The sequence below is a fragment of the Bradyrhizobium algeriense genome (genome assembly GCF_003062295.1).
In the GTDB taxonomy this organism is placed as follows: Bacteria; Pseudomonadota; Alphaproteobacteria; order Rhizobiales; family Xanthobacteraceae; genus Bradyrhizobium; species Bradyrhizobium algeriense.
Genome location: NZ_PYCN01000003.1, coordinates 403289 through 428823, shown reverse-complemented (window position 1 = coordinate 428823; position 25535 = coordinate 403289). Strand labels below are relative to the sequence as shown.

26 protein-coding genes and 1 pseudogene are annotated in these 25535 nt (G+C 61.4%); 23 read left to right on the top strand and 4 right to left on the bottom strand.

The window, feature by feature from the left end:
* The first annotated feature begins 1 nt into the window (after position 1).
* The 8 genes from C7G61_RS09620 to C7G61_RS09585 are packed head-to-tail and all read left to right on the top strand — an operon-like array spanning position 2 to position 9548.
* Positions 2-2149 (top strand): acetate--CoA ligase family protein, encoded by a 2148-nt coding sequence (locus C7G61_RS09620; protein ID WP_108513844.1) that lies wholly within the window; start codon positions 2-4, stop codon positions 2147-2149.
* A complete protein-coding gene (locus C7G61_RS09615) occupies positions 2136-3347 on the top strand; it encodes an acyl-CoA dehydrogenase (RefSeq protein ID WP_108513843.1) in 1212 nt (403 codons plus the stop codon). Before C7G61_RS09620 ends, C7G61_RS09615 begins: the two co-directional genes overlap by 14 nt.
* A 5-nt stretch (positions 3348-3352) precedes the next feature.
* Positions 3353-4375: an acyl-CoA dehydrogenase family protein gene (locus C7G61_RS09610; protein ID WP_244608213.1), complete on the top strand. Its 1023-nt coding sequence runs from the start codon at positions 3353-3355 to the stop codon at positions 4373-4375.
* A gap of 18 nt (positions 4376-4393) precedes the next feature.
* Positions 4394-5164, top strand: coding sequence for an SDR family NAD(P)-dependent oxidoreductase (locus C7G61_RS09605; protein WP_108513841.1), 771 nt, complete (start codon positions 4394-4396; stop codon positions 5162-5164).
* 27 nt (positions 5165-5191) lie between these two features.
* Positions 5192-6775, top strand: a complete 1584-nt coding sequence (locus C7G61_RS09600) for an SDR family oxidoreductase (protein WP_108513840.1) — start codon at positions 5192-5194, stop codon at positions 6773-6775.
* Positions 6772-7557, top strand: a complete 786-nt coding sequence (locus tag C7G61_RS09595; RefSeq protein WP_244608212.1) for a carboxymuconolactone decarboxylase family protein — start codon at positions 6772-6774, stop codon at positions 7555-7557. The genes C7G61_RS09600 and C7G61_RS09595 overlap by 4 nt, the downstream gene beginning before the upstream one ends.
* Positions 7554-8033, top strand: coding sequence for a tripartite tricarboxylate transporter TctB family protein (locus C7G61_RS09590; protein WP_108513839.1), 480 nt, complete (start codon positions 7554-7556; stop codon positions 8031-8033). Before C7G61_RS09595 ends, C7G61_RS09590 begins: the two co-directional genes overlap by 4 nt.
* Before the next feature lie 15 nt (positions 8034-8048).
* Positions 8049-9548 (top strand): tripartite tricarboxylate transporter permease, encoded by a 1500-nt coding sequence (locus C7G61_RS09585; protein WP_108513838.1) that lies wholly within the window; start codon positions 8049-8051, stop codon positions 9546-9548.
* 1191 nt (positions 9549-10739) lie between these two features.
* On the opposite strand, the gene C7G61_RS09580 is transcribed toward C7G61_RS09585, so the two are convergent.
* Positions 10740-11105: a hypothetical protein gene (locus C7G61_RS09580; protein ID WP_244608211.1), complete on the bottom strand. Its 366-nt coding sequence runs from the start codon at positions 11103-11105 to the stop codon at positions 10740-10742.
* Between the two features lie 765 nt (positions 11106-11870).
* On the opposite strand from C7G61_RS09580, the gene C7G61_RS09570 reads away from it, so the two are divergent.
* Positions 11871-12188, top strand: coding sequence for a hypothetical protein (locus tag C7G61_RS09570; protein WP_108513835.1), 318 nt, complete (start codon positions 11871-11873; stop codon positions 12186-12188).
* 352 nt (positions 12189-12540) lie between these two features.
* Here the strand turns inward: C7G61_RS09570 and C7G61_RS09565 are convergent, their stop codons facing one another.
* Positions 12541-12843, bottom strand: a complete 303-nt coding sequence (locus tag C7G61_RS09565) for a hypothetical protein (protein ID WP_244608210.1) — start codon at positions 12841-12843, stop codon at positions 12541-12543.
* 313 nt (positions 12844-13156) lie between these two features.
* Between C7G61_RS09565 and C7G61_RS09560 the strand changes: the two genes are divergently transcribed.
* The 8 genes and pseudogenes from C7G61_RS09560 to C7G61_RS47360 form a co-directional block, all read left to right on the top strand.
* A complete protein-coding gene (locus C7G61_RS09560) occupies positions 13157-13528 on the top strand; it encodes a DUF1488 family protein (RefSeq protein WP_338026068.1) in 372 nt (123 codons plus the stop codon).
* Positions 13529-13693: 165 nt separating this feature from the next.
* On the top strand, positions 13694-14077 hold the full coding sequence (locus C7G61_RS09555; RefSeq protein ID WP_057852771.1) for a response regulator: 384 nt from the start codon (positions 13694-13696) through the stop codon (positions 14075-14077).
* A gap of 107 nt (positions 14078-14184) precedes the next feature.
* Positions 14185-14964 carry a sensor histidine kinase gene (locus C7G61_RS09550; RefSeq protein ID WP_108514088.1) on the top strand — a complete coding sequence of 260 codons (780 nt, stop codon included), beginning with the start codon at positions 14185-14187 and terminating at the stop codon, positions 14962-14964.
* A 212-nt stretch (positions 14965-15176) separates the two neighbouring features.
* Positions 15177-15677, top strand: a complete 501-nt coding sequence (locus C7G61_RS09545) for a hypothetical protein (RefSeq protein ID WP_108513832.1) — start codon at positions 15177-15179, stop codon at positions 15675-15677.
* A gap of 43 nt (positions 15678-15720) precedes the next feature.
* The gene (locus C7G61_RS09540; protein WP_108513831.1) at positions 15721-16092 is read left to right on the top strand and encodes a signal transduction histidine kinase; all 372 of its coding nucleotides are present in this window, start codon (positions 15721-15723) and stop codon (positions 16090-16092) included.
* A 53-nt stretch (positions 16093-16145) separates the two neighbouring features.
* A complete protein-coding gene (locus C7G61_RS09535; protein ID WP_108513830.1) occupies positions 16146-16397 on the top strand; it encodes a hypothetical protein in 252 nt (83 codons plus the stop codon).
* Between the two features lie 39 nt (positions 16398-16436).
* Positions 16437-16670, top strand: a complete 234-nt coding sequence (locus C7G61_RS43850; RefSeq protein ID WP_145963588.1) for a hypothetical protein — start codon at positions 16437-16439, stop codon at positions 16668-16670.
* A 181-nt stretch (positions 16671-16851) separates the two neighbouring features.
* A pseudogene (locus C7G61_RS47360) lies at positions 16852-17088 on the top strand (tetratricopeptide repeat protein); the annotation flags it as partial.
* A 10-nt stretch (positions 17089-17098) separates the two neighbouring features.
* On the opposite strand, the gene groL reads toward C7G61_RS47360, so the two are convergent.
* Together groL and C7G61_RS09515 are read right to left on the bottom strand one after the other, a co-directional pair.
* Positions 17099-18748, bottom strand: coding sequence for a chaperonin GroEL (groL, locus tag C7G61_RS09520; protein ID WP_108513827.1), 1650 nt, complete (start codon positions 18746-18748; stop codon positions 17099-17101).
* Positions 18749-18885: 137 nt separating this feature from the next.
* Positions 18886-19203 (bottom strand): co-chaperone GroES, encoded by a 318-nt coding sequence (locus tag C7G61_RS09515; RefSeq protein WP_057857355.1) that lies wholly within the window; start codon positions 19201-19203, stop codon positions 18886-18888.
* Positions 19204-19743: 540 nt separating this feature from the next.
* Between C7G61_RS09515 and C7G61_RS47355 the strand changes: the two genes are divergently transcribed.
* From C7G61_RS47355 to C7G61_RS09485, 6 genes are all read left to right on the top strand, one after another.
* Positions 19744-19989, top strand: coding sequence for a DUF6894 family protein (locus tag C7G61_RS47355; protein ID WP_108513826.1), 246 nt, complete (start codon positions 19744-19746; stop codon positions 19987-19989).
* 615 nt (positions 19990-20604) lie between these two features.
* Positions 20605-20796: a hypothetical protein gene (locus C7G61_RS09505; protein WP_057857267.1), complete on the top strand. Its 192-nt coding sequence runs from the start codon at positions 20605-20607 to the stop codon at positions 20794-20796.
* 439 nt (positions 20797-21235) lie between these two features.
* Complete coding sequence (locus C7G61_RS09500; protein ID WP_244608209.1) at positions 21236-21448, top strand: hypothetical protein; 213 nt, start codon at positions 21236-21238, stop codon at positions 21446-21448.
* A gap of 48 nt (positions 21449-21496) precedes the next feature.
* Positions 21497-21631 carry a hypothetical protein gene (locus C7G61_RS46980; RefSeq protein WP_256476724.1) on the top strand — a complete coding sequence of 45 codons (135 nt, stop codon included), beginning with the start codon at positions 21497-21499 and terminating at the stop codon, positions 21629-21631.
* Between the two features lie 927 nt (positions 21632-22558).
* Complete coding sequence (locus tag C7G61_RS09490; RefSeq protein ID WP_108513824.1) at positions 22559-24133, top strand: alpha-amylase family glycosyl hydrolase; 1575 nt, start codon at positions 22559-22561, stop codon at positions 24131-24133.
* Between the two features lie 24 nt (positions 24134-24157).
* Positions 24158-25165 (top strand): glycosyltransferase family 4 protein, encoded by a 1008-nt coding sequence (locus C7G61_RS09485; protein WP_108513823.1) that lies wholly within the window; start codon positions 24158-24160, stop codon positions 25163-25165.
* The last annotated feature ends 370 nt before the right edge of the window (positions 25166-25535 follow it).

Genomic DNA, 25535 nt, shown 5'->3' with positions numbered 1-25535 from the left:
CATGCGCGTGGGCGAAGGTCTCGAGGCGCTGCTGCGGCCGCGCTCGATCGCGATCATCGGTGCGTCGCAGGATCCGGCCAAGATCGGCGGCCGGCCGCTGCATCTGTTGCGCCGATATGGCTATGCCGGGCAGATCTATCCGATCAATCCGAGAGCGTCCGAAGTGCAGGGGCTGAAGGCCTATCCATCGGTGATGGAGGTACCGGAGGCGCCGGATCTGGCCCTGATCGCGGTGGAGGCCGAAAAGGCGCCGGCCGCCGTCGAGCAATGCGCCGCGCGCGGGGTCCGCGGCGTCGTCGTGTTCTCCTCGGGCTTTGCTGAATTGGGCGAAGCCGGCGCTGCGCTGCAGGAGCGACTGCGTGCCGCCGGGCAGCGCACCGGCATGCGGATCCTGGGGCCGAACTGTCTCGGCGCGGTCAGCATTGCCGACAAGAGCATCGCCACCTTCTCGATCGTTCTCGAGGAAAGCCTGCCGGTCGCGGGTACGCTCGGCATCGTGTCCCAGAGCGGCAATCTCGGCAGCTTCACGATGCGGCTTGCCAGCGAGCGCGGCGTCGGCGTCAGCCGTTTCATGACCACCGGGAACGAATGCGACATCGATATTGCCGATGGCATCGCCTTTCTGGCGCGCGACCCTGCGACGCGGGTGATCCTGTGCTGTCTCGAAACCTGCCGCGACGCCGGCCGCCTGATCGCAAGCCTGGAAGAGGCGCGTGACGCCGGCAAGCCGGTCATTGCATTGAAGATCGGCACCTCGGCTGCCGGTCAGGCGGCTGCCGCGTCCCACACCGGCGCGCTTGCCGGATCGGATGCGGTGTTTGATGCCGTGCTTGCACGCGCCGGCGCGTTGCGCGTTCACAGCATCGAAGAACTGATCAATCTGGGCGATGCCGCCTCGATGTTGCTGCCGGATCGCTTGCCGCGCGGCCCGAGGGTGGCGCTGCTGACCGCGTCCGGCGGTTTCGGGATCTTACTGGCTGACGCCGCCCATGCGGCGGGTCTGGCGATGCCCGAACTGAGCGAGGCGACGCAACGGGCCATTCTGGACGTCGTACCGTTCGCCTCGGCGCGCAATCCGGTCGATGCCACGGCACAGATGTCGAGCCGCCCGGAGATGCTGCAGAAGATATTGTCGGCCGTGGTCGCGGACGACACCTGCGATGCGGTACTGATGCCGTTGCCGTTGTCGCTCCACGTGCCGCGGCTGCGATCGATCTACATCGAAACACTGCGCAGTATCCGGGAGCAATATCCTGATCGCATCCTGATGCTGTGCGTGCGCGGCCCGCAGGACGCGGTCGCCGAACTGCGTGCCATGGGCTATCCGATCATCGACAGTTTTGACGGCTGCTGCGCCACGCTGGCTGCGTTGGCGAGGCTGCGTACGGTGCTGAAGAAGCCGGAGGTGGCATCGGTCGCACCCGCGGGCCAGCGCCCGGCGCCGCTTCCCGCCGATGCGCTGCGCCATGAATTCGGCGCCAAGGGGGCGCTGGCGGCGGCCGGCATTCCCGTCCTGCCCGAGCGTCTGGTGCGGGACGCCGATGCGGCCGCGCGTGCGGCGGCTGAAATCGGCTTTCCGGTGGTGCTGAAGATCGCCTCGCCGGATCTGCCGCACAAGACCGAGGTTGGCGGCGTCAAGGTCGGCCTCGCTTCGGCAGATGAGGTGCGGCAGGCCTTCGCCGAGATGCTGCGAAGCGTCGCTGTCAAGGCGCCGCAGGCTGTGATCGACGGCGTGCTGGTTGCGCCGATGGCCCCAGGAATTGCCGAGCTCATTCTCGGCACCACGACGGATCCGGTATTCGGACCAGTGGTGATGGTAGGGCTTGGCGGCATCTTCGCCGAATTCATCGGGGATGTCGCCGTGCAGATGGCGCCCGTCAGCGAATCCATGGCGATGGAGATGCTGCGGTCGCTGAAGGCGTTCGCGGTGCTGGATGGCGCACGGGGCCGTCCACGGACCGATATCGCGGCGGCGGCACGCGCGATCGCCGCATTGTCGCGCTTTGCAGTCGCACACAGAGAAGCCGTTTCGGAAATCGACATCAATCCGCTGCTGGTGATGCCGGAGGGGCAGGGTGTTGTGGCCCTCGACGCGCTGCTGGTGCCGCCCTCTGGGAGCAAGGGAAGGAATCACGATGACCGTCATTGAAGCGCAGCCGCGCCCCGAGGTCGCCGCAGGGTCGTTGACGGGCGAAGCCTACCGCCTGATGGTGCGAGGCTGGCTTCGCCGCGAACTGCCTGCGAGTTACCGCAGCGACAGCGCGGAATTTTCGCCGCCGACACTGGAACAATCCATCGCCTGGGAAGCGGCGATGCATCGCGCCGGGCTTTCCGGCATCACCTGGCCCACGAATTATGGCGGGCATGGCCGCACTCTGCGCGAACATCTCATCGTCAATCAGGAAATCGGCGCGCTCGCAATGCCAGAGAGCGTCAACTCCATCGGCAAGGAACTCGCGGGGCCAATCATTCTTGCGGTAGGCACCGAGGAGCAGAAACGACGCTTCCTGCCGGCCATCCTCGAGATGACCGACATCTGGTGCCAGGGCTTTTCCGAGCCCGAGGCCGGCTCTGATCTGGCGAGCCTGCGGACCCGTGCTACCCGCATCGGAGACACCTGGCGGATCAACGGTCAGAAGATTTGGACCAGCGGGGCATACCGCGCCCAGCGCTGCCTGGTGCTTGCCCGCACAGGGCCGCTGGAGGACCGGCATCGTGGTCTCGCCATGTTCGCCGTGCGGCTCGATGCGAAAGGGGTGCGCGTGCGCACCATCAAATCGATCGATGGACGCGAGAGCTTTTGCGAAGTGTTCTTTGACGACGTCGAGGTGCTGCAGTCGGACGCCCTGGGTGCGCCGGATGAGGGGTGGGCGGCTGCGATCCGCGTGCTGGAGATCGAGCGCGCGACCAACCGGATGTATCGCGCCTGGCGTTTCGAGAACGAACTGCGTCACCTGATTTCGGCTTGCAAGACCGACCTAGTGCTGGCGGGGTATCTCGCCGACAGCCATTACGCCGTTCGTCTTGGCGAGACGGTCGTGGATATCGAGGTGTTGAAGGCGCACGTGGAAACCGCAGTTGATGTGCTGGTCAACGGTGGATCGATCGGCGCCCGCGGCAGCCTCGCCAAGCTGCACTGGAGCGAGGCACATCAGCGCTTTGCGGCGTTGGCGATGGAGCTGCTCTCGAAAGCATCGCTGCCTGTGTTGCCGGCGGTGCAGGTCGCGCTGCGGCGTTTCGAAGGTATCTACCTGCAATCGCGCGCGGAGACGATTTATGCCGGTACTACCGAAATCCAGCTCGGCATCATCGCCGATCGGATTCTCGCACTTTCCAAAGGTAAGTAATGGCCATGACGGAAGATGGATTGTCGTCGGCCGATTTCGCGGCGACCGCGGTACGCGCGATTGCGGCCTGTGCGGGGCTCACCGCGCGGCAGCAGGCGGAGCGCCTCGGGGGCGACGGCTTGCTGGGGGTGATGGCAGCCGAGGAGGTCGGGGGGCTCGATCTATCGGCGGCCTTCGCCGTTCCGGTTGCCGCGGCCGCCAGTGCGGGATTGCTCGGCTTTCCGCTGCTGGAAACGCTTCTGCTGGGCCGTCCGCTACAGTTGCGGTTACCTGATGTAGCCAGCGCGATCGTGTCGGGCGCGTCATGCGCAACAATCGCCTGGACAAATGCCGTTACAGCCAAGCCGGAAGGTGACCGCATCGTATTGAGCGGTTTCGCCGGCCGCGCACCGTGCGCCGGTGATGCCGACTGGGTGCTTGTACGCGTCGGTGACGACGCCGCGGCACTCGTTCCAGCCACAGCATCGGGTGTCGTTCTGGAAGGGCCGGCCGGTCTGGACCTGGCGATGCCGGAATACGCCGTGCGGCTCGACCACGTCAGCGTCGCCGAACGCAATCTGTTGCCGGCCGGCACATGGTCGCTCCTGCAGTCGGATGCGCTGGTGTTGCGCGCGGCGGCGATCATGGGGTCGGCGGAAGCTTGCCTCGCGATGGCGCAGGAGCATGCCTCGACGCGGCGGCAGTTCGGCCATGCTCTGGCTTATAACCAGGCCATCCGTCACGCGTTGGCGCGGCACAAGCTCGGACTCGAAAGCATCCGCCATGCGATCACGCGCTGCCTCTTTGGCGAAGCCGGCGCGCTGGAACGCTATGCCGCCTTCCTTGCCGCGGCGTCGTATGGCGTGGCGATCAGCCAGGGCGCGCTGCAGATTCATGGCGGCATGGGCTTCACCTGGGACGTGCCGGTGCACCGCCATCTGCGGCGGATCATCGCCCTGCACGCTCAGGGCGATGCCAGCGGCGTATTGCGGGCACTCGGACATCGGTATGTCGCGGAGATCGAGCCTGCATCGGAAGCGGCGGCATAACAGAAAAGGATAAGGGAGATGACGGAGGCTCCAATGAAGGCCCTTGCTGGTCGCGTTGCGTTGATCACTGGTTCCGGAAGCGGCATCGGGCGGGCGACGGCGCTTCGCATGGCATCGCTCGGCGCCGTCGTCGGCGTCAACGATCTGAAACAAGAGGCGGTCGCAGCCGTCGTGGCCGAAATCAAGGCCGCCGGCGGTGCCGCCGTCGCGGTAACGCGGGACGTATCGACGCGCGACGGCATGCGCGAGGCGTTGTTGGGCTTTGCCAAACAGCAGGGACGGCTCGATATCCTTGTCAACAACGCCGCCTGGGTACGTTACCAGTCGGTGCCTGATATCGCGCCGGAGACGATGGAGCGAATGCTCAACATCGGCTTCAAGGCGATCATTTGGGGCATTCAGGCGGCCGCGGAAGTCATGGACGCGGAACGCGGCGGCGCCATCGTCAATGTGGCCTCGGTCGCAGGCCTCGTCTCCGCCAAGAACAGCATCGTCTATAGCGGCATCAAGGCGGGCGTGATGGGCATCACCCGGGCGGCGGCGGCGGAACTCGGTGCGCGCAACATCAGGGTCAATGCTGTCGCGCCGTCAGCCATTCCCACCGAAGGCACCATGCGAAACCGCAACGCTGAGCTCGATGCACGCCGCGTCGCGCGCACGCCGTTGGGGCGGCTCGGCACCGTCGAGGATATTGCGCGCGCGATCTGTTTCCTGGCCGGCGATGACGCCGGGTTCGTGTCGGCGCAGGTCATGACGGTCGATGGCGGAATTACCTTCACCAACATCTAGTTACCAACATCTAGTCTTGGGGTCGGCGTGAAAGCGAAGGTGCGGGAGACGGATTTCAGCGGACGCGCCGTCCTCATTACCGGCGGCGCGGCCGGAATCGGCTGGGCGACGGCGCAGCGCTTCGCTGCCGCGGGCGCGCGGGTATTGATTGCCGATATTGATGCCGACCGGGCCGCCAGGCGTGCGGCCGAACTCGGCGAGGGGCACGGATCCTTTGGCGTCGATCTCGCCGAGGATCACCAGGTCGTCGCAATGGTGGAACACAGCGTCCGCCATTTCGGCAGCCTCGACATTCTGATCAACAATGCCGGGCGTACCGATCCGGCTGGCCTGAGCGCCGTGGACCAGCCGGTCGCCGCCTTCGAACATCTGCTGGCCGTCAATCTGCGCGGAAGTCTTCTCGCCGCGGAGGCGGCAGCCGCAGTGATGAGGAAATCCGGCGGCGGCAGCATCGTCAATCTCGCGTCCGGTGCGGCGCTGCGCCCCGTGCCGTTCCGCAACGGCTACAGCGCCTCCAAGGCCGGCGTGCTGGCGATGACGCGTCACCATGCCTGCGCCTTTGCCGGGGATGGAATCAGGGTCAATGCAGTGGCGCCGGGTTATACGCGCACCGAGCTGGTCGACGAGCTGATCGCGCGCGGTCGTATCGACCCCGCCGCCGTGGCACGGCGAATCCCGCTCGGCCGGATGGCGGTGCCCGATGAAATCGCAGCCGTGATTGCCTTCGTGGCGTCGCCACGCGCGGCCTATCTTACGGGCTCCACGTTTCTGGCCGATGGCGGATCGCAGGTGAGCAGCGGCGGCAGCGGGCCGGTCGCGCCAGACGATGCCGGAAGATCGGCGCCGGCTGGTCGGCCTGTCTATCTTGTCGCCGGGGCGTGCAACCGGCTCGGTGAATCTGTGGCGCAGATGCTCGCCGCCCGCGATGCCACGGTGATCCCAGTCGATCGCGATGAAAGGCCATTGTCCGTGCTGGCGGCTGCGCTTGGCGCGGATCATCCGGTGCTGTCCGTCGACATGTTGGACGAGGCCGGTTTCAGGGCCGGCGTTGAGGCCGTTGTGCAACGTGTCGGGCGGCTCGACGGTGTCGTCAATGCAATCGGCGCCGAAACGCTGATGGCGCCGCGCCGGATGATGGGCGGCGCCGAACCCGCGAGATCTCAGGGTGATGACAGGCAATCTTTCGACGCGCATCTGGTGGGCGCACTGCGGGTTGCGAAAGCGGTTGGGCCGACGTTGTTGAGGCAGGGGTTTGGCGTGCTGGTCAATCTGACGTCGATTGACGCAGATGTTGTGCTGGGCGCGGATGCCGGAAGGGCAGCCAATGCGGCGGCGGTCGCGATGTTCAGCCGCACGCTGGCCTGCGAATGGGCCGGGCATGGCGTTCGCGTCAATGCGATCGCGGCCGGGCTATTCGGGGATGTCCCGTCCGAGGTGTCTGCACGGATCCCGCTCGGGCGCGCGGCATCGCCGCAGGACACCGCCGAGGTTGCGGCTTTCCTTCTGAGTATGGAGGCGGGCTACGTGACCGGAAGCGTCATCGCGGTCGATGGAGGGTTGAGCATCTCCGCCGCGCCCGACCGCTCGCCATTGCAAAGGATGCCATCGTGAACCTGACGCCAGCAGAACAAGTCATGAAGGACGAATTCATCCGGCAGCGCGGCTATTGGCGGCCGTGGACCGAGGGTCTGCTGCGGCTCAATCCGGATTTTCTGTCTGCCTATGCCAGATACGCCGGCTATCCGGCGGCGACCGGTCCGTTATCGCGAAAGATGTGCGAGCTGATCTATGTCGCACTGGATGGTTCGGCCACGCATTTATTCCGACCGGGCCTTGCCCTTCACATGGGGCTGGCTCTCGAAAGTGGCGCGTCGGCGCAGGAGATCATCGAGGTGCTGCAGCTGGCGACCGCCCAGGGACTGGACGGCTGCAACCTCGGCGTCGAGATCCTGGTTGAGGAACTGGCCAACGCAGGTCATGAGGCTGCGGTCCCGCATGGTGAACTCTCGGCCGAACAGAACAAGCTCCGCGACGACTATCAGGCCCGGTTCGGCGACTGGCCCGATTTCTGTGATCATCTGCTGCGGCTCGATCCCGGCTATTTCGCCGTGATGCTGGAGCTGCTCGCCGTGGCGCCGCCCGCCAACGGCCTCGATGAGAAATCGCGCGGCCTGATTTCGCTGGCGCTGAGTGCCTGCTTTACGTCGCTTAATCCGCATGCGCTGCGGCTGCAAATCCGGCGGGCGCTCCGGTCCGGCACCGACCACAAGGAAATCCTGCAGGTGCTGCAGATGACGGCGCATCTCGGCGTTCACGCCTGCGCCGTCGGTGTGCCGCTGCTGCTCGAGGCGATCGGCGAAACACCTGATGGGGGAGGCGGCAGGGCGCCATGAAGAACGTTACGTCACGGCTGACCATCCGCGACCACCGCGCTTTCGCTTCGGGCGCTTTCTTCCTAACCGTCGCCGTTTTCTTCTATGCGGTGGCGCTGGGCTACGCACCGGGCACCGCGGCGCGAATGGGACCGGGTTATTTTCCGCGCCTGCTGAGCATCGTTCTCGCGGCGATCGGGCTGTTCGTGATGGCCGGTGCCATACGGCCGGCGGCGGCGATCCTGCGGTTGCGCGCGTGGGACCTGAAGGGTCTGTTGTGGGTGACCGGTTCGGTCATGCTGTTTGCGTTCCTTCTCTATCCGTTCGGCTTCGTGATCTCACTGTTTGTGCTGATCATGGTTTCCAGCAAGGCCAGCCCCGAGTTCACCTGGAAGGGGGCGCTGGCGAATGCCGCAGTGCTGATCGTGTTGTGCGTCGGCGTGTTCGTCTATGGCCTCGGGTTGCAGTTCCCGGTGTGGCCGACCTTGTTCAAATGAGCCGGAGCATCGGGGATGGATTTCTTTCATAATCTCGCGATCGGCTTTTCCACTGCGTTCCAATTGACCAATCTCTTCTATGCTTTCGTCGGTTGCCTGCTGGGAACGTTGATCGGGGTGCTGCCGGGCCTTGGGCCGCTGGCGACGATCGCCATGCTGCTGCCGATCACCTACGCGCTGACGCCGGAAGCCGCACTGATCATGCTCGCGGGCATCTATTACGGGGCGCAGTATGGTGGCTCGACCACGGCCATCGTCGTCAATCTCCCGGGCGAGTCCTCGTCCGTCGTCACCACCATCGACGGTTATCAGATGGCGAAGCAGGGCAGGGCTGGTGTCGCGCTCGCAACTGCGGCGATCGCATCGTTCTTTGCGGGCACCGTGGCCACGCTGGCGGTGGCCGCGCTCGCCCAGCCGCTGGCCGCCACCGCCTTGCTGTTCGGGCCGAAGGAGTTCTTCTCGCTGATGATCCTTGGCCTCGTCGTCGCCTCGGTGCTGTCCTCCGGTCCGTTCATCGAAGGCATCGGGATGGTGGTGCTTGGTATGCTGCTTAGCCTGATCGGCACCGACATCAACAGCGGCACCCAGCGGTTTGCATTCGGTATTCCGCAATTGTTCGACGGCATCGACTTCGTGCCGCTCGCCATGGGCATATTCGGTTTCGCCGAGATCGTCAGGAACCTCGAGCCGCACGGCGATATCTCGCTGGTCACCCAGAAGATCAAGAATCTATTCCCGACGCGTGAGGATTTCCGCCGTATGATCCCGGCGATCTTCCGCGGCACGGCGCTCGGCACCATACTCGGCGTGTTGCCCGGCGGCGGAGCCGTGCTGTCTTCCTTTGCTTCCTACACGCTGGAGAAGAAACTCTCGAAGCATCCGGAGCAATTCGGCAAGGGAGCGATCGAAGGCGTGGCGGGTCCCGAATCCGCCAACAATGCCGGTGCCCAGACCTCGTTCATTCCCTTGTTGACGCTGGGTATCCCGTCCAACGTGGTGATGGCGCTGATGGTCGGCGCCATGACCATCCACAACATTCAGCCCGGCCCGCAGGTCATGACCAAAAATCCCTCGCTGTTCTGGGGCCTGATCGTTTCGATGTGGATTGGCAATCTGATGCTGGTGATCCTCAATCTGCCGCTGGTCGGACTGTGGGTGAAGCTGCTTTCGATACCCTATCGCTATCTGTTTCCGGCTATCATGGTGTTCTGCTCGATCGGCGTATTTTCGATCAACAACGGCACGTTCGAAGTCTATGAGGCGGCCCTGTTCTGCATCTTTGGCTACATGCTGATGAAGCTGGACCTTCCGGCCGCGCCTTTGCTGCTGGGGCTGGTGCTGGGTCCGGCGATCGAGGAGAATTTTCGCCGCGCCATGGTGCTTTCGCGCGGAGACAGTACCGTATTCCTGACCTCGCCCTTGTCCGGCGGCCTGCTGGCCGCCGCCACCATCGCTGTCGTTCTGATCATGATGCCCGCCATCCGATCCAAGCGCGAAGAGGCATTGAAGGAATAGCCCGTCGTTGCCAACGCCGATTTCAATATCAACTGCCAGAGACCAGATGGCCTGAATTCCGTTTCTGGCTGAGGAAACGACGCGCCAACTTGATGAAACATTGCACGACCATCGACGTCTCTTCTTTCCGAAGACGAGAATACGTCGGCGGACGGTGGCGAGATGGGTCTGCCTACGGTCTCGTCGGTCGCGAAGCGGGCTATTGATTGCGGAGCCAGAGCAACTCCGAAACCTGCTGCGATCTTGTCGGGCACCGACTGCGCATCGGCGACTTGTTGGGATACCCGCGGCTCCTGGCGCTCGTCTCGAAACTGAACATAGGGGCGCCCGAAGGCTTCGCTTAGCGACGATCGTCACGATTGAGACTGAGCTATGAGACTGTAGTCGTTTCCCGAAGCCGGGCGCGAGAGCGGGGGCGCGATTTTGGGAGGCGTGGTCGAAGCTCAAGCAGGGGATTCGGTTCTGGAATGGCTGCTTATGACCGCGAAGCGGGCGTTCGGGCCTGGCTGTTAGATCTGGCTATCTTCCGGTGGCTGGACCTAGCTCAAACTTCCTTATGATGGATTGGAACGAGAGTTCAAGTTTTTCAAATGGTTAGAGGGCAGCGTGTGCACGATGTGTGCACCGAGAGATCAAAGAAGGTCTCAGCACGGCTAACATGCACAGGCGCGGGCCGAACGTGTGCCGCTTGCCGAGAGATGGGCTTGTTGAGCAGGAGAGGTGGCTGAAATTCGCGCGCTGTAGACGCGGGTGACGTTGCAATGAGCGTCTTTTCGCGGAATTGAGCGATTTTGGACTGTCCGCTCTCGGGGGAAGACCTGACATGCCTCGGACGACCTCCATGTCAGCTTATGACCACGGAGCGAACATTTCTCGGAGCGGCACCGATGTACGCTATCGGAAGCAAGCCGATGCGTCGCCGCCTGCGTAGCCTTCCAGACAAAAGAGGCGGCGGATTCACTTGCCGGCGTGGACGTGCCCGTGTGGTTCCCAATGAAAAAGCGCGCGAGGCGTCAACGATTGAGTGTCAGGGTCGGGGCCATGGTTGCGGAATTGTCGTTTTGAAAGCCATTGAGCAGCACATAACCGCCGAATAGGATGACGGCCAACAAGCCATATACAAGGTAGGAAGGCCGTCCGGACCTGAGAGCGCTCATTTCGCTGGATCCTTTCGTGGCGAACCGACCGCGCTCAGCTCTTTGTGGCCGTCTTTGAGAGTTCAGTTTCTACGCCGACTGCGCACGCCCTGGCGAATGAATAGTCCATACTCGTGGAGGCAACTGTCTTCACAAATTCGCTGATGACGTTGTCCTTTGAATAGGAGCCCGCCGCCTTGAACTTGGCGACGGCGCCGTCGGCCGCTGTGAACTGCGCGACGCATATCGGGACCAGGACAGACATCCGACCGTTGGTCTCGGCCATTGCGGTCATGGTTTTGGCGGTGCCGCCCGTGACCCAGCCGCCCCAGAAAAATCCGATCGTTATCGCCGCAACAGCGCCGAAAGCGATTCCCTGGAGGAAGCGGGTCCGCGCCTCACCTTGCAAAATGCCGGGCATTCTCATGATGGTCTCCTTTTTTTTGCGCACAAGCGGGTTGGTAGCCGCAGACGCCGCTTGCGTCCGTGCTTGGCAAAACATCCAGCTCTGTGAGATTGCGCCTTCCGATGGCACGCTAGCTGCCGCTACGATGACGAGCAGCGACTTCGGAAGTCACCGCTTCATGGACAGCTTCAAGGCGAACAACTGCCACCTTGTCGTTCAACGGTAGGCTTTTGTCCTGATGCTGTACAGCACGATCTTGGTCTCCAGTCCAAAGGTCGCAGCGCCATCGTCTCTGGAGAGCGGTCTCAGGCCGTGATCGCAGCTATCAGCGGCTCAACCGAAATGCTTCCGTCTACTGCTGGCACAATGAGAAAAGCCTCACCGTGAGAGCGACTTTCTACATTTGGCATCTTTGAGCGCTACAGCAGGAAGCCGGGGATTGCTTTTCCCGGATGTCCCGCAACGCCACCAAGCATTATTTGGCTTGGCGGCGTTGTGCGTTTGGTTGTCCTGATTTGCCGGAGTGGGTGTCGGGTTAGGACAGCACCGCTCGACCCGCAACGGCCTGATTGAAAACCGCATCGGCCTGTTTTGATTTGAGTCCACTTCGGGTGGTTGCGGCGGGCGGATTCCACCATCCTCATAGGCTCGCGGTGGAAAGCTCCAGAGCATCAACGAGACCGCATTACACGCGAATCCCACAATCACGGACGGCTATTGGAACCATGGCCCCGCCAGCACCTTGACCCGCTGACACAACTACTTTTGGAAAGAGACATAATGAAGAATTTCGTCATCTATCTCGCGGCCGGCGCAAGTGCCCTTCTCATGACGGCGGCTTCCGCCGCACCACTTTCCCCGGACCCATCAGTCCCTCCGGAGAGCGACATTCAAAACGTCCGCATGGTTTGCAATGAGTCAGGCCGTTGCTGGCGTGAACGCGGCGAGCGCCGTGTCATCATCCATGAGCACCGCAATTCATACGGATATGTTCCTCGCCGCGAGCGTTATATCGAGCATCGCGGTTATGAGGAGGGTGGCGGCATCGGCATCCATGCCCCCGGCGTCAGCGTCGGAATCGGTACCGGTCGCTACTGAGCGATACCGGCAATGGCCTACGAAAAAGCCGCGGAGAAATCCGCGGCTTTTTGATGCACACTCAAACGGCTCGGCGCGGGCGATCAGCCGGCATCGAGCCGGCGCTCCGACATCCTGCTCGCAACCATACGGCCTTCACACGTGCGGAGCATTTGCTCCGCGCAAACGTTCCACGAACCAGAAAGCCCAGATCGTAACGAACGAGAGAACGAAAAATCCCCCGCAGCCCAGAAGAGTCGACGCTGCACTCATTTCCATGACGTCCTCCAGATGTTGATCACTTGCAATTGCCTTTCGCAACCAGGCGTCCGCCCCCCGTGTTGCGTCGTCTTGGGTAATCAAAGTGCTGTCGTCATGCGGCCGGTGCGTCGCGCTTGCCGGAGAGAAGTGCGTGAATCTCGACGGCATTCCGAAGCACTATTGCGTTGTGGAGCGCCTCGGTGCGTTCATCCTCCGGCGGCATCTCGCGAGCCTCGTCCAGGGCGATCACCGTCCTGGCGTCCAGATCGTGCGCAAGCGCCGACTGGGTTTGTTTATTCGGAGATAGCCCGTACTGCGGTGTAACCGCGCTACGCTGGATTACCATTGAATAACCATCGCAGCGGCGACCAGCAGCACAAGAAAGATCGGCATCAATACCGGGGGTACCAGCCAATCACGAAAACTGAATGTAGGGAATTTTGGCATATGACCGCCCTTTGGTTGAGGCGGGAGCGCAACACTCTCAGTCACCGATAACAGCCCGGGGCGCGCGGTGATATTTTGAATATAGTGACCATCGACCGAATAGCGAGGAGAATCGCAGTTTGTTTTGGGGCCGGCGTGGCAAGGCTTGTAATGCGGCATTGAGTAGCCATCTAAATCCCTGCGCCCTCGTATTGCTTCAGCATCGCCTTTACGGCAGCGCGAAGCTTAGCCACGCCAAACCTTGTCAACGACATTGACCATTGACCAGCCACATCGCTTCGATGTGCGCTGCTGGTCCGGACAACCCATGGGCATCGAGTATGCCTGGTGCAGCTCGTGCGAATGCCGGCACGCGCGTGGTTCGCCGGCGAGAACTTGATTGGTGCCAATCCATGATTGAGTTTCCAAATCATAGCCGTTCATATGACCAAACCCGGCGAGCCGTGCGGTTCTGGGGGCACGACAGCGCGCTGGAAGCATCATTCTTCATAGACGAAGACGCATTGAGGCGAATTCAACCGGATGCCCGCCCCGACGAGTCCGGCCTCCTGAGCGCGTTCGATTGCAACCGTGATGTGATATGCGCGGCGGCTGCGAAGGTTTACGTCCGTGGGAGCAGAGGCTCCTACAATCTAGCCGCCGCAGATTTTTGAAACGACGTTGGCGTAGGCGCATTCCGCTTGCTGCGAGCCTAATCTGTTGGCGGCGACTTTATTGTGCCATTGTTGATCCAGCGGGGGATCATATGGACAGCGAGATGCTTGTCCCAGATCGAACGCCTGTTCAGTCGATAGCCGTTCCCCCGCGAGCGCTCGATTATGACGCCTGATCACTCATGCATCCCCGCCGTCGTTCTCATTGTCGAGGACGAGATGATGCTGCGCATGAGTGCGGTCGACATGGTGGAAGACGCCGGATACACGCCGCTCGAGGCGCAGGATGCCGCCGAAGCCGTCGCCATCCTGGAATCCCGATCCGACGTCGCGCTGATCTGCACCGATATCCAGATGCCTGGCCAAATGGACGGCGTCGGCCTTGCGCATGCCGTGCATGCGCGTTGGCCGGTGATCAAAATCATCGTGGTATCGGGACAATTGAAGCTGCAGGACCTCGATCTTCCGCCCCGCAGCAGGTTTCTCGGCAAGCCGCTCAATGCCGGGGAAGTGATAGCCGAAATGCGCGACATGATCGGCCACGCCTGAGACAGCAGTGCTTTTCACACCGAACACAGCCTAAATCGCGTGATTGCAGCAGAAACCCAGCCACCGAAGATCAGTGCGGTACCCAGCTCATGATGATACAATCGGCGATGTCTGAAGCCGATCTCCGCGCGGACCCGCGGCCCGCAAGCAGCGCAACACCATACCAGGACGACCTGGCGGCAGAAAATGTCAGCTTGCGGCTTCTGCTCGCGCAGGCCGAGATTGATGCACTGAGTTTGCTTACCACGGCCGGCATCGACGCCAGGGAGCGCGAGGCGTCCGAGAAGCTGCAGAAGCTGATCCTCGAGGAACTGCACCACCGTATCAAGAATACGCTCGCGACCGTTGGCGCCATCGTCTCGCAGAGTCTGCGCGGCCTGCCAGGCGCCGAGCACGCACAGCACGCCATCGAGGGTCGGCTGCTCGCGCTTGGGCGCGCGCACGACCTCCTTTTGCAGGCAAGATGGAGCAGCGCGAACCTTGGCACGATCGTCCGCAGCGCCACCGAAGCCTTCGATAATCCCGACGAGCCTAAATTTTCGATTTCGGGACCCGATATCCGGATGATGTCGGGCGCCGTCATCGCCATCGCGATGACGCTGAACGAGCTTTGCACCAACACCACGAAGTTTGGCGCCCTGTCGGTCCCGCAAGGGCGCGTCGACATCAACTGGACGCTGGATCAACAGGCGCAGCGCCTGCACCTTACATGGACCGAGAGAAATGGCGCAGCAGTCCGCCCGCCCGAAAAGCGCAGCTTCGGGACACGGCTGATCGAGACGCTCGGCAGGCAACTCCGGGGCGACGTGAGGCTGACCTATGAGCCGACCGGGCTCGTCTACACATTCGACGTGCCGATGTCTTCTCTGACTTCGGCGGCGGCATAAGCCCGTATTCGGGCATTGCGGAAGCCAAATCGCAACCTGCATTCGCTCGGACTGCTACGATCTCTCAGGAACGGCTTTTTCCCACGATTAATGACGTCGTGATTTGTCACCGAGCTCGTTATTCGGCCCTGTGATCCCCATATATAGCTCCATCCTCGTCAACCATCGGGATCGGTCGGAACGCGCGGAGACTTCCAACGAGAGGACGCGGCATGTTTAGATCTCAGCAGCACCGCGAAAAGGCCGCCGCATACGGCGAACTGATCAAGCATTCGAGCGGTCAGGGCGAAAGCGACGAACTTCAGAAACAAAGGGATCGCCACTCAGCGCTCGCCGATAACGAGCAGGGATTGGCTGATGACTACGACAGCGCCGTAAGCGCAGCGGAACAGGATCGCGCCCGCGGCCTCGCCCTGGCGGCCGAGGAGGAGCACGTCTTGCGATGTCTCGGCGCGGCCGTCATCATGCAATGGAACGCACTTCCGAAGACGCTGCAACGCGAGATCTTCGACACCGCCGGATCGGTCGGAGAGTTATTGGAGACGGCAGCGCTTCGCGGGCAGATCGCCCGCTTTCTGCACAAGCATAAGAATGATGCCGGCCGCAAAAAGGCGTCGACGGAGGATGCGCATCGCGACGCGAAATCGCGCGCCGCGGCTCTGTCGCGATGGGACGATGAGGGAGGCGCAGTCCCCGACGGACTGCCGAGGTGAACCAACGTCGGCAACAGGAGGATTCCCCATGTCACGTAAAAACATGTCACTGACAAAATTCGGCATCGATGACGGCCCGCACAACATGGACGGGCTGCGGCTTCTCGCGCGGGACGGAACTGAACCGGTCGAAGCGTTCATAGGCCGCAAGGTGATGGACGTCTGGGTCGAATCCATCGAGCACCGCGGAGGACGGCAGAGCCTGTTCCGCGATCAGTACAACGCGTTGGGCAAGCGCAATCTTGCGGCGATCGAGCGGATCGTGAACGCGAAATACCAGCGCGGCGCCGCAATCAACCGCCAGCATCCCTATGTCGAGGTTCTGGTCTCGGACATCACGGAAAGCGGCGAGGTTCTAAATCTAAGTGAACTCGTGCGCGAGCCTTTGCCGCCGGCATTTCATGGGCTGGCTTGAGATCTGCGCCGCGAACAGATGGCGGATGTTTCGTAAGAAGAAGATCTTGTGACATGCCGCTCACGCGAGGAGGATTTCGGCACTACGACTATGACCGGATGGTGGTTTGGAAGTGGCATGCGCTATTCAGCTACGCTGCGACGACCTGGATGGATCAACTGGAAGGTATCCATCACCACATCGCCGGCGTACCTTTTGCGGTACGCTCAAGAGCGGTCTTGAAGAGGGACAACGGCCGTCTGTCGAACGGCGAGAAAGTCAACCGCCTCGCAGGCTTTGTCTTTAAAGCGTGGCGAGTCAGTTGATTTTGGTCGCTATTGGCAGCGGCACATCGAAAGATGTTCATGCCTAAGCAAAAGCTTCATACCCAAGAAGAAGTCTTTAAAGATCATGTCTCCGGTCAGTATGACGAAACCATATTTCGTTTCAGAGTGCCGGGTGGCTGGATTTATACGCACACTATTATCCGGTTTGGTTCGGTCGATAAAAGCTATGTAGCCGATACTTTCGTTCCTGACTCTACAGTGGACGTGGATCTTCCAATTCATCCCACGGATGATCCGCGACGCGATCGGTGACTTGGTCGCGCGCAACCGCTATCGCTGGTTCGGCCGTCGTGACGCTTGCATCCTGCCCAATTCGGATCGTTTCTTGGTCCTCGTGAGCCGCCCCGAAACCGCGGGACGATGGCACCTGGCGCCGGCCGACACGAAGGAAGCAGCGTTACTGCAATTCGACTCAGTCCCAGACGCAGGCAAGCAGTTAAAGGCACTTGGCCAGGACGATTACCCGAACGTGGGCAATCTGATTGGCTATTCCTATCGCAAGCCCGGCGACTACAAATTCTCGCACGCGCGCTGAAAGCCGATCCGAACTATGTATTGACGTCAGTATTACGGCCTGAGGCAAATTGAGCAGGGCAACCGCGATCAAAGGCACGAGAATGCAGAAAGGCCGGGCATCGCTGCCGGGCCGTTCTTTTTCTTTGAGCGCTGAACGGTTGGACTTAGAAGTCCATACCACCCATGCCACCCATGCCGCCGCCCGGAGGCATGCCGCCAGCGCCGGCGTTCTTCTTCGGCACTTCGGCCACCATGGCTTCCGTGGTGATCAGGAGAGCCGCGACGGACGCTGCGTTCTGGATCGCCACACGAACCACCTTGGTCGGGTCGATGATACCCTTGGAGATCAGGTTGACGTATTCGCCGGTCTGCGAGTCGAAGCCGTAGGAATATTGATCCTTCTCGAGGATCTTGCCGACGATCACCGAACCGTCTTCGCCAGCATTGATGGCGATTTGGCGGGCTGGATACGACAACGCCTTGCGGACGATTTCGACGCCGGTCTTCTGGTCGTCGTTCTTGGTGCGAAGTCCCTTGAGATGCTGGGAGGCGCGCAGCAGGGCGACACCGCCGCCCGGCACGATGCCTTCCTCAACCGCCGCACGGGTCGCATGCATCGCGTCATCCACGCGATCCTTGCGCTCCTTCACCTCGACTTCGGTCGCGCCGCCGACGCGGATCACCGCGACGCCGCCCGCGAGTTTGGCCAGACGCTCCTGCAGCTTCTCACGGTCGTAGTCCGAGGTGGTTTCCTCGATCTGCGCCTTGATCTGTTGCACGCGCGCCTCGATGTCGACCTTCTTGCCGGCGCCGCTGACGATTGTTGTGTTTTCCTTGTCGATCATCACCTTCTTGGCGCGGCCGAGCATCTGCAGGGTGACGTTCTCGAGCTTGATGCCGAGATCTTCCGAGATCGCCTGACCACCGGTCAGAACCGCGATGTCCTGCAGCATGGCCTTCCGGCGATCGCCGAAGCCCGGAGCCTTGACGGCCGCGACCTTGAGGCCGCCACGCAGACGGTTGACGACGAGGGTGGCGAGAGCTTCGCCTTCGACGTCTTCCGCTATAATTACAAGCGGCTTGCCGCTCTGCACCACGGCTTCGAGCAAGGGAAGTAATTCATTCAACTGAGATAGCTTCTTTTCGTTGATGAGGACGTAGGCATCTTCCATTTCAACGCGCATCTTGTCGGCGTTGGTGACGAAGTAGGGCGAGATGTAGCCGCGGTCGAACTGCATGCCCTCGACGACCTCGAGTTCGGTCTCGAGCGACTTGGCTTCTTCAACCGTGATGACGCCCTCGTTGCCGACCTTCTTCATGGCGTCGGAGAGGAACTTGCCGATCTCGGCGTCGCCGTTGGCGGAGATGGTGCCGACCTGTGCGATCTCCTCGTTCGAGGTGACCTTCTTGGAGTTCTTGACGAGGTCGGCGACCACGGCGTCCACCGCCAGGTCGATACCGCGCTTCAGATCCATCGGATTCATGCCGGCGGCAACCGCCTTGGCGCCTTCGCGCACAATGGCTGCGGCCAGCACGGTCGCGGTGGTGGTGCCGTCGCCCGCGGCGTCGGCCGCCTTGGAGGCCACTTCGCGCACCATCTGTGCGCCCATGTTCTCGAACTTTTCTTCAAGCTCGATCTCCTTGGCGACGGTGACGCCGTCCTTGGTGATGCGCGGTGCGCCGAACGACTTGTCGAGCACGACGTTGCGGCCCTTCGGACCGAGCGTGACCTTCACCGCGTTGTTGAGAATTTCGACGCCGCGCAGCATCCTGTCGCGGGCATCAACGCCGAATTTGACTTCCTTGGCTGACATAATGATCTCCGTATGCCCATAACCCAAGGGCCGCGCGACTGGGCGGATTCCTGAGGGATGAGATTTCGATTGCAGGTCTCTTCCTTCGAGACGCCGGCTGCGCCGGCTCCTCAGGACGAGGGAACGGGCTAAAGCGCTTAAGCGGCCTTCTTTTTGGCGGCGGGAACGTCAGTGAGAACGCCCATGATGTCGCTTTCCTTCATGATCAAAAGCTCCTGACCATCGAGCTTGACCTCGGTGCCCGACCACTTGCCGAATAACACGCGATCACCCACTTTGAGGTCGATCGGGATCAGCTTGCCGGATTCGTCACGGCTGCCCGGACCAACGGCGATGATCTCGCCCTGCGAGGGCTTTTCCTTGGCACTGTCCGGAATAAGGATGCCGCCTGCGGTTTTGTCTTCGGCATCGATGCGTTTGACCACGACGCGATCGTGGAGCGGACGGAACTTCATGCGATCCTCCATGGCTTTTGTGATTATTTCTGAATTGGCAGTCGCAAGGAGCGAGTGCTAGCCACTCTTCACATAAGCCTGTGACGCGGGGGCGCAAGGGCTTTGGCCCACGAGGTTGCTAATTCAATTCCCATAGTGACCCGGGGCGGACAGCAGGGCTCGGAAGCCGTCGTGTGCTGTCTAACGTGCTCAGGAAATGTCCTAGATTTCGGACCTGTTCTTATAGCCCGGCGGTACTGTCCGTATTTAAGCCCCGGTGTCCTAAGTTGAATTTGGAAGTGTCCTAATTCCGATTCGCGGCGCATAATGAGCAAATGGAAGAGACCCGTCACAGAGCCTGTATTTGCGGAGCGGTCTACAACCGCACCGAGTCAATGGCTCGCGAACGCCAAATCAGCAGCTTCGAGTGTTCGGTCTGCGACCAGACCATGGAAAGCTGGAACACGGCCTGGGTGCCCTCCTACCGCCTAATAGCGGGTCCCGTTAGGCCGCCCCAGATCAGCTAGGAACGCTTTTGGTTTCCTGACGTTCGACGTTGTTATGAAGCGAGATTTTTTCGACTTGCGAGACGGTGACGAACTGACCCGCGACGATGAGGGTCTTGAACTCTCTACCATGGAGGCTGTGCAAGAAGCGGCCGCGCGTTCGCTGGCAGACATGGCGAGGGACGCGTCCTGTAGGCCCCACAATGGAGCGGGACACCAGATGGCTATCGAAGTCAGGGACGACACCGGACCGGTATTACAAGCCAAATTCACGTTCCAGATAGAACGGCTCAAGCACTAAGGCGTCCTCGTTAAAGGATGCTGAGAAGGTAAGCCAGTTCGCGCTGATACCGCTCTGCTGATGAGTTCACCTGCAACCGCTTGCCCTCCAGTCATGTGGAAATTGCCGATCTTGAGCCGAAAAATCGGAATGCCTTTCGCCCGCTGATACGGCCAGATGACGCAAGATTCGTCAGTAATTACGAACGAGTCCGCCGGATTATCGCGATCGAAAAGCTGCCGAATATTTTTCACAACGCGCGCTCAACATACATTCGAGAAGCGCGGTCAGGGGAAGCGCGAAGCTTTTGAACCCACCGTCGTCATAACGATTCTGCACCAAAACAAATTGCGATTCTCTTCGCTATTCGGCAGATAGTCACTATATTTAACGCATCACCGCGCGCCCCGGGTTATTATCGGTGACTGAGAGCGTTGCGCTCCCGCCTTAACCAGAAGGCGGTCACATGTCAGATACCCTCAAATTCGATCTTCGTGATTGGCTGGTGCCTCCGGTGCTGTTGCCGATCTTTTTTGCGCTGCTGATCACCGCCACTGTGATTATTCAGTGGTAGTCCGCCTCAAGTGACATGCCGGCAACAGGAATCCGAGCGCTCAACAGAAAGCAGGAGTCGGAATGGCAAATACGGCGATTATCAGAGACGCATACGGCGTTCCGGCAATGTTCGTTGATTCCAAAACCGGCAAGGATGATGCCGCCTTTGTCTTTATCAGGGTCGGCGATGAGGAACGCCGGATGCGGTGGGCCGAATGGGATGCGCTTCCCGCCTGGACTGGCGTTCGTCCGTCTTGGGCGACCAAGCGCTAATGGACCCAGCAAGGTTGCTATCTGACGCCGGAGTACCCATCTGATCAGTTAGCCCCAGCGGGATCGCGACAAACGCGCACATCCCGTCGCGACGCCTTAGCCACGCCAAATCATATCAACGGTATCGAGCAACGGAATATCGCCTAGATATGCGCGTTACGGGTCAGGACAATCTATGGCCATCGAGCATGCCGCCGTGCAGGTTGCGCGCAAACCGTGGGGGGTACGCGATCTCCATCCAAATGGCTATTCGGGGACGAAGGGCGCACAGTTGCGCAATGCGAGTCTTCAGGTTGCGCCGAACGAACTTCCTGGTTCAAGCCCTGGATCCCACGGTGGGAGATGAATGCAGGCTTGGCGCCACATCCTTTCGGGCGTCGGCTGGACTTGAAAGGGCGCGGTGATGCCTACGCTATCGAAACTCCTGCTTGAGAATGGGTTGCCCGATCTTCCGGTGTTGTTGATCGAGCCGCATCGCAACCACAGGGGAATCTGGCGCATCAAATTCAGCTATGAAACGGGCGAGCCGTTCTCCATGGCGGCGACCCAGGCATCGATCATGGTTTCCCGTCTGCATGAGATCGGGGAAGTCGAACTGGCCGAAGAGATCGACGGCGCGATGAAAATTGCGACGCGCTACGCGACAATGTGAATTCGGCGTGCAATGACGGCGTCATCATCAACCCAAAAGGAGATCGACATGGCCAAGGGCGAGCAAAAAGGTAACCGGGAAGCCAAGAAGCCCAAGAAAGAGAAGATCAAGACAATAGCTGCGGCGCCAAGCCAAAAGGCCGCGGGATGGCAACCGGGCTTTGCGTCTGGCAAGAAGAAATAGCAATGCAAGCGTCGACGTAAAGCTATCCGCTGGACTGACGCATTCGAGCGCGTGCGCAAGGAGACGTTCCCGCAGGCCTTCGTGATCGCGCGGCGCTGGTTGGCCCATTGCGTCGTGGGCGTGGCCTGCGCTTCGTGGGCCCGGCTTGTTCTGACGGTGGCCGTACAAAGCGGGTTGAACTCGAAATGAAGATCGTGAGGTACCAACAGTCGGTGGCCGGACCGCGGACGAGGAACTCCTGAGGCGCATCAGGACTCAGATCGCGGAACTTGAGCAGAAGCTCCGAGAGATCGACGAGTAAGGTCGCTTTGATTGCCCGGGTCGTTGAACCTTATTGCGCCTCCGCAGACAGATAATTGCCGGGGGATTGCACTGTCCGGATTCAGCACAGCGCCACCAAGCATTATTCGGCTTGGGGGCGCTGTCTGCATTAGTAGCCTAGTTTGATCCAGCGAATGGCCGATTTCGGCCGGCACCGGTCGCTAGGTACTGTCCGTGTTTGACCCGAAATTGTCCTAGGCTGCGGGCAGTGTCCTGATCCGTCTTGGATAAGGGTTCGGAGCGTTAAAATCTCTTAAGTTGGCAACCGGACATAAAGGGAATCTACTCGTCCGATCACCGCCCCGCCTTCGGCTTCCATCGGTGACTGAGAGTGTTGTGCTCCCGCCTGTTTCGGAGAGCCACCATGCCCTGCATCCAACCGAAAGCGCCGTTACATGACCGTCTGATGCTGGAGGCCATGCGCCTCAAGGACGAGGCGAACGAACTCCCGCCGGGTCCGTTGCGCGACGCCACGACCAGAAAAGCTCGCCAAGCTGTAACCGCTTCCCATGTGAATGAGTGGCTTTCGTCTCCCGGCCTGCAAGCGCCGCGGTAAGGCCGCCCCAGTTGGCGGCCTCTTTCGGAGTTCTCTGGTGGCAGACGGGTGTGATCTACCAGATCTATCCGCGCTCCTTTCAAGATACGAACGCCGACGGCATCGGCGATCTCAAGGGGATCGAGCGGCGGCTGGACTATCTAGCCAGCCTTGGCGTCGACGCTATCTGGATCTCACCCATCTACCCCTCGCCGATGGCTGATTTCGGCTATGACGTCACCGATTATTGCGACGTCGATTCGCGCTTCGGCGTGCTTGCCGATTTTGACAGTCTGCTTTCACAGGCCCATGCGCGCGGGCTCAAGATTCTGCTCGACTTCGTGCCCAACCACACATCCGACCGGCATCCCTGGTTCGTCGAGAGCCGCGCCTCGCGCGACAATCCGAAACGGGACTGGTACATCTGGCGCGATCCCACGCCGGATGGTGGGCCGCCCAACAACTGGATCAGCGATTTCGGCGGCTCGGCATGGGAGTGGGACCAGGCCTCCAGCCAATATTACTACCACGCCTTCCTGAAGGAGCAGGCGGACCTCAATTGGCGTAATCCGGCTGTGAAAGCGGCGATGTATGGCGTGATGCGCTTCTGGTTCGACCGAGGCGCGGATGGCCTCCGCATCGACGTGCTGTGGCACCTGGTCAAGGCGGCAGACTTCCCGGACAATCCGCCCAACCTTGCCCATCAGCCGGCGATGGGCGACATGCACCGCGTGCTCCAGCTCCATTCGACCGACCAGCCCGAGGTGCACGAGATCGCCGCCGACATGCGCGCCATCGCTGATAGTTATGGCGACAGTGGACGGGGCGAACGCGTACTGATCGGCGAGATCTACCTGCCGGTCGATCGGCTGCTGCGCTATTACGGCCGGGAACGGGCAGAGGTGCACCTGCCGTTCAACTTCCAGCTCATCGATGCGGCGTGGGAGGCGCGCTCCCTCGCGACGCTGATCGCCAACTATGAGGCGGCGCTTCCGCCGGGCGCTTGGCCGAATTGGGTGCTCGGCAACCATGACCGGCCACGCGTCGCAGCCAAGCGTGGGCAGGCCCAGGCCCGCGTCGCAGCGATGCTGCTGCTGACGCTCCGCGGCACGCCCACCCTCTACTACGGAGACGAGTTGGGCTTGAGCGATGTCGCGATCCCGTCCGCCCAGGTTCAGGATCCGCGCGGGCTGCGCGAGCCCGCCCTCGCCTTGGGCCGCGATCCGGTCCGCACGCCGATGCCGTGGGACGGGAGCGAGAATGCCGGCTTCACCACGGCCAAGCCGTGGCTGCCGCTCAATGCCGACGCGCCTATTCGCAACGTTGCGCGGATGGCGCAGGAGTCCCAGTCAATCCTGGCGCTTTATCGCCGACTGCTGGCGGCCAGGCGCGCGCATCCGGCATTGGCGATCGGCGACTTCGCGCTGCTGGACACGGAGGGCGATGTAGTCGCGTATGAGCGCCGGCACGGCGCCGAGCGATTGATCGTAGCACTCAATCTCGGGGGACATTCGCAGCGCCTGGAATTACCGGACTGGGCGAGCGATTGCCGGGCGCTCTTATCCACTGTTGCCGACGCGACGCCGGCCGGAGACGGTGCCGTGCTGTTACGGGCGGACGAGGGCCTGATTCTGACGGCCGATTAACGAAAAGCAACGAAGGACAATCGCGTGCGTATTGCCATGCTAGCTCCGATCTCCTGGCGCACGCCGCCGCGCCATTATGGTCCATGGGAGTTGGTGACGAGCCTGTTGACCGAGGCGCTGGTGGCGCGCGGCATCGACGTCACCTTGTTCGCAACGAAGGATAGCCGGACGGCCGGCAAATTGGCCGGTGTCTGCCCGGCGGCCTATTCCGAGGACCCCACCATCGACGCCAAGGTATGGGAGATGCTCCACGTCGCCCATGTATTCGAGCGCGCCGGTGAGTTCGACCTCATTCACAACCATGCCGATTTCGTGCCGCTCGCATTCTCGCGGTTGGTGGAGACACCGGTGGTGACGACGATCCACGGCTTCTCCTCGGAGCGCATCCTGCCCGCCTTCAAGGCATACGAGGATCGCGTCCATTATGTCGCGATCAGCGATGCCGATCGCCATCCGGACCTGCGCTATGCAGCAACAATCCACCACGGTATTCGGCTGGAGGACTTTCCCTTCGACCCGCACGGCAGCGAAGACCTACTCTTCTTCGGCCGTATCCACCCGGACAAGGGGGCGGCCGAGGCGATTGCGGCGGCAGGTCGAGCGGGGCGGCGGCTGATCATGGCCGGTATCGTCCAGGATCAGGACTATCATAACGAGCAGGTCGTGCCCGCGCTAAACGGGCGTTCTCTGGTCTATCGTGGCCCGGTGGGCGGAGCGGCCCGCACGAACGCCCTGGGCTCCGCCCGCGCGCTGCTCCATCTTATCAATTTCGACGAACCGTTCGGACTATCGGTCGTGGAGGCGCTCGCCTGCGGCACGCCGGTGATCGCCTGCAACCGCGGATCGATGCCCGAGCTGATCGACGATGGCGTGACTGGCTTCTTAGTCAACAACGTCGATGAAGCCGTAAATGCGATCAGCCGTGTCGGCGAAATTGATCGCGCCGTATGCCGAGCAGCGGTGTCTGAGCGTTTTACGGTCGACCGGATGGCTGATCGATATCTGGACTTGTACCGATCGCTCCTTGGCTGAGAACCTTCTCGGCTTCATTGCCTAGCTTCGTCTGCTTGTCGCACTTTTTGAGAAATGCCGGACGGCTTTGGCGATGTCCGTTGACGGGGCCAGACCGGAAGTCGGCCATTCGCAGCCAAACCCCACTCGTTCTTGCCCCATGCTGGATTTGGCCGTCTCTGGCTGGATGGACCTAGCTCAAACTTCCCCATGATGGATTGGAGCGAGAATCTAATCCTTTCAAGCGGTTAGAAGGCCGCGTGTGCACGACGTGTGCACCGAGAGATCAAAGAAAATCTAGCAACAACCAAGCTGAGCAGGCCTTACCGAGCGCGCTGCGGTCTCATCGGGTGGGCGGAAGATGTCATGCACTCGGCAAGCCATCGTTGGC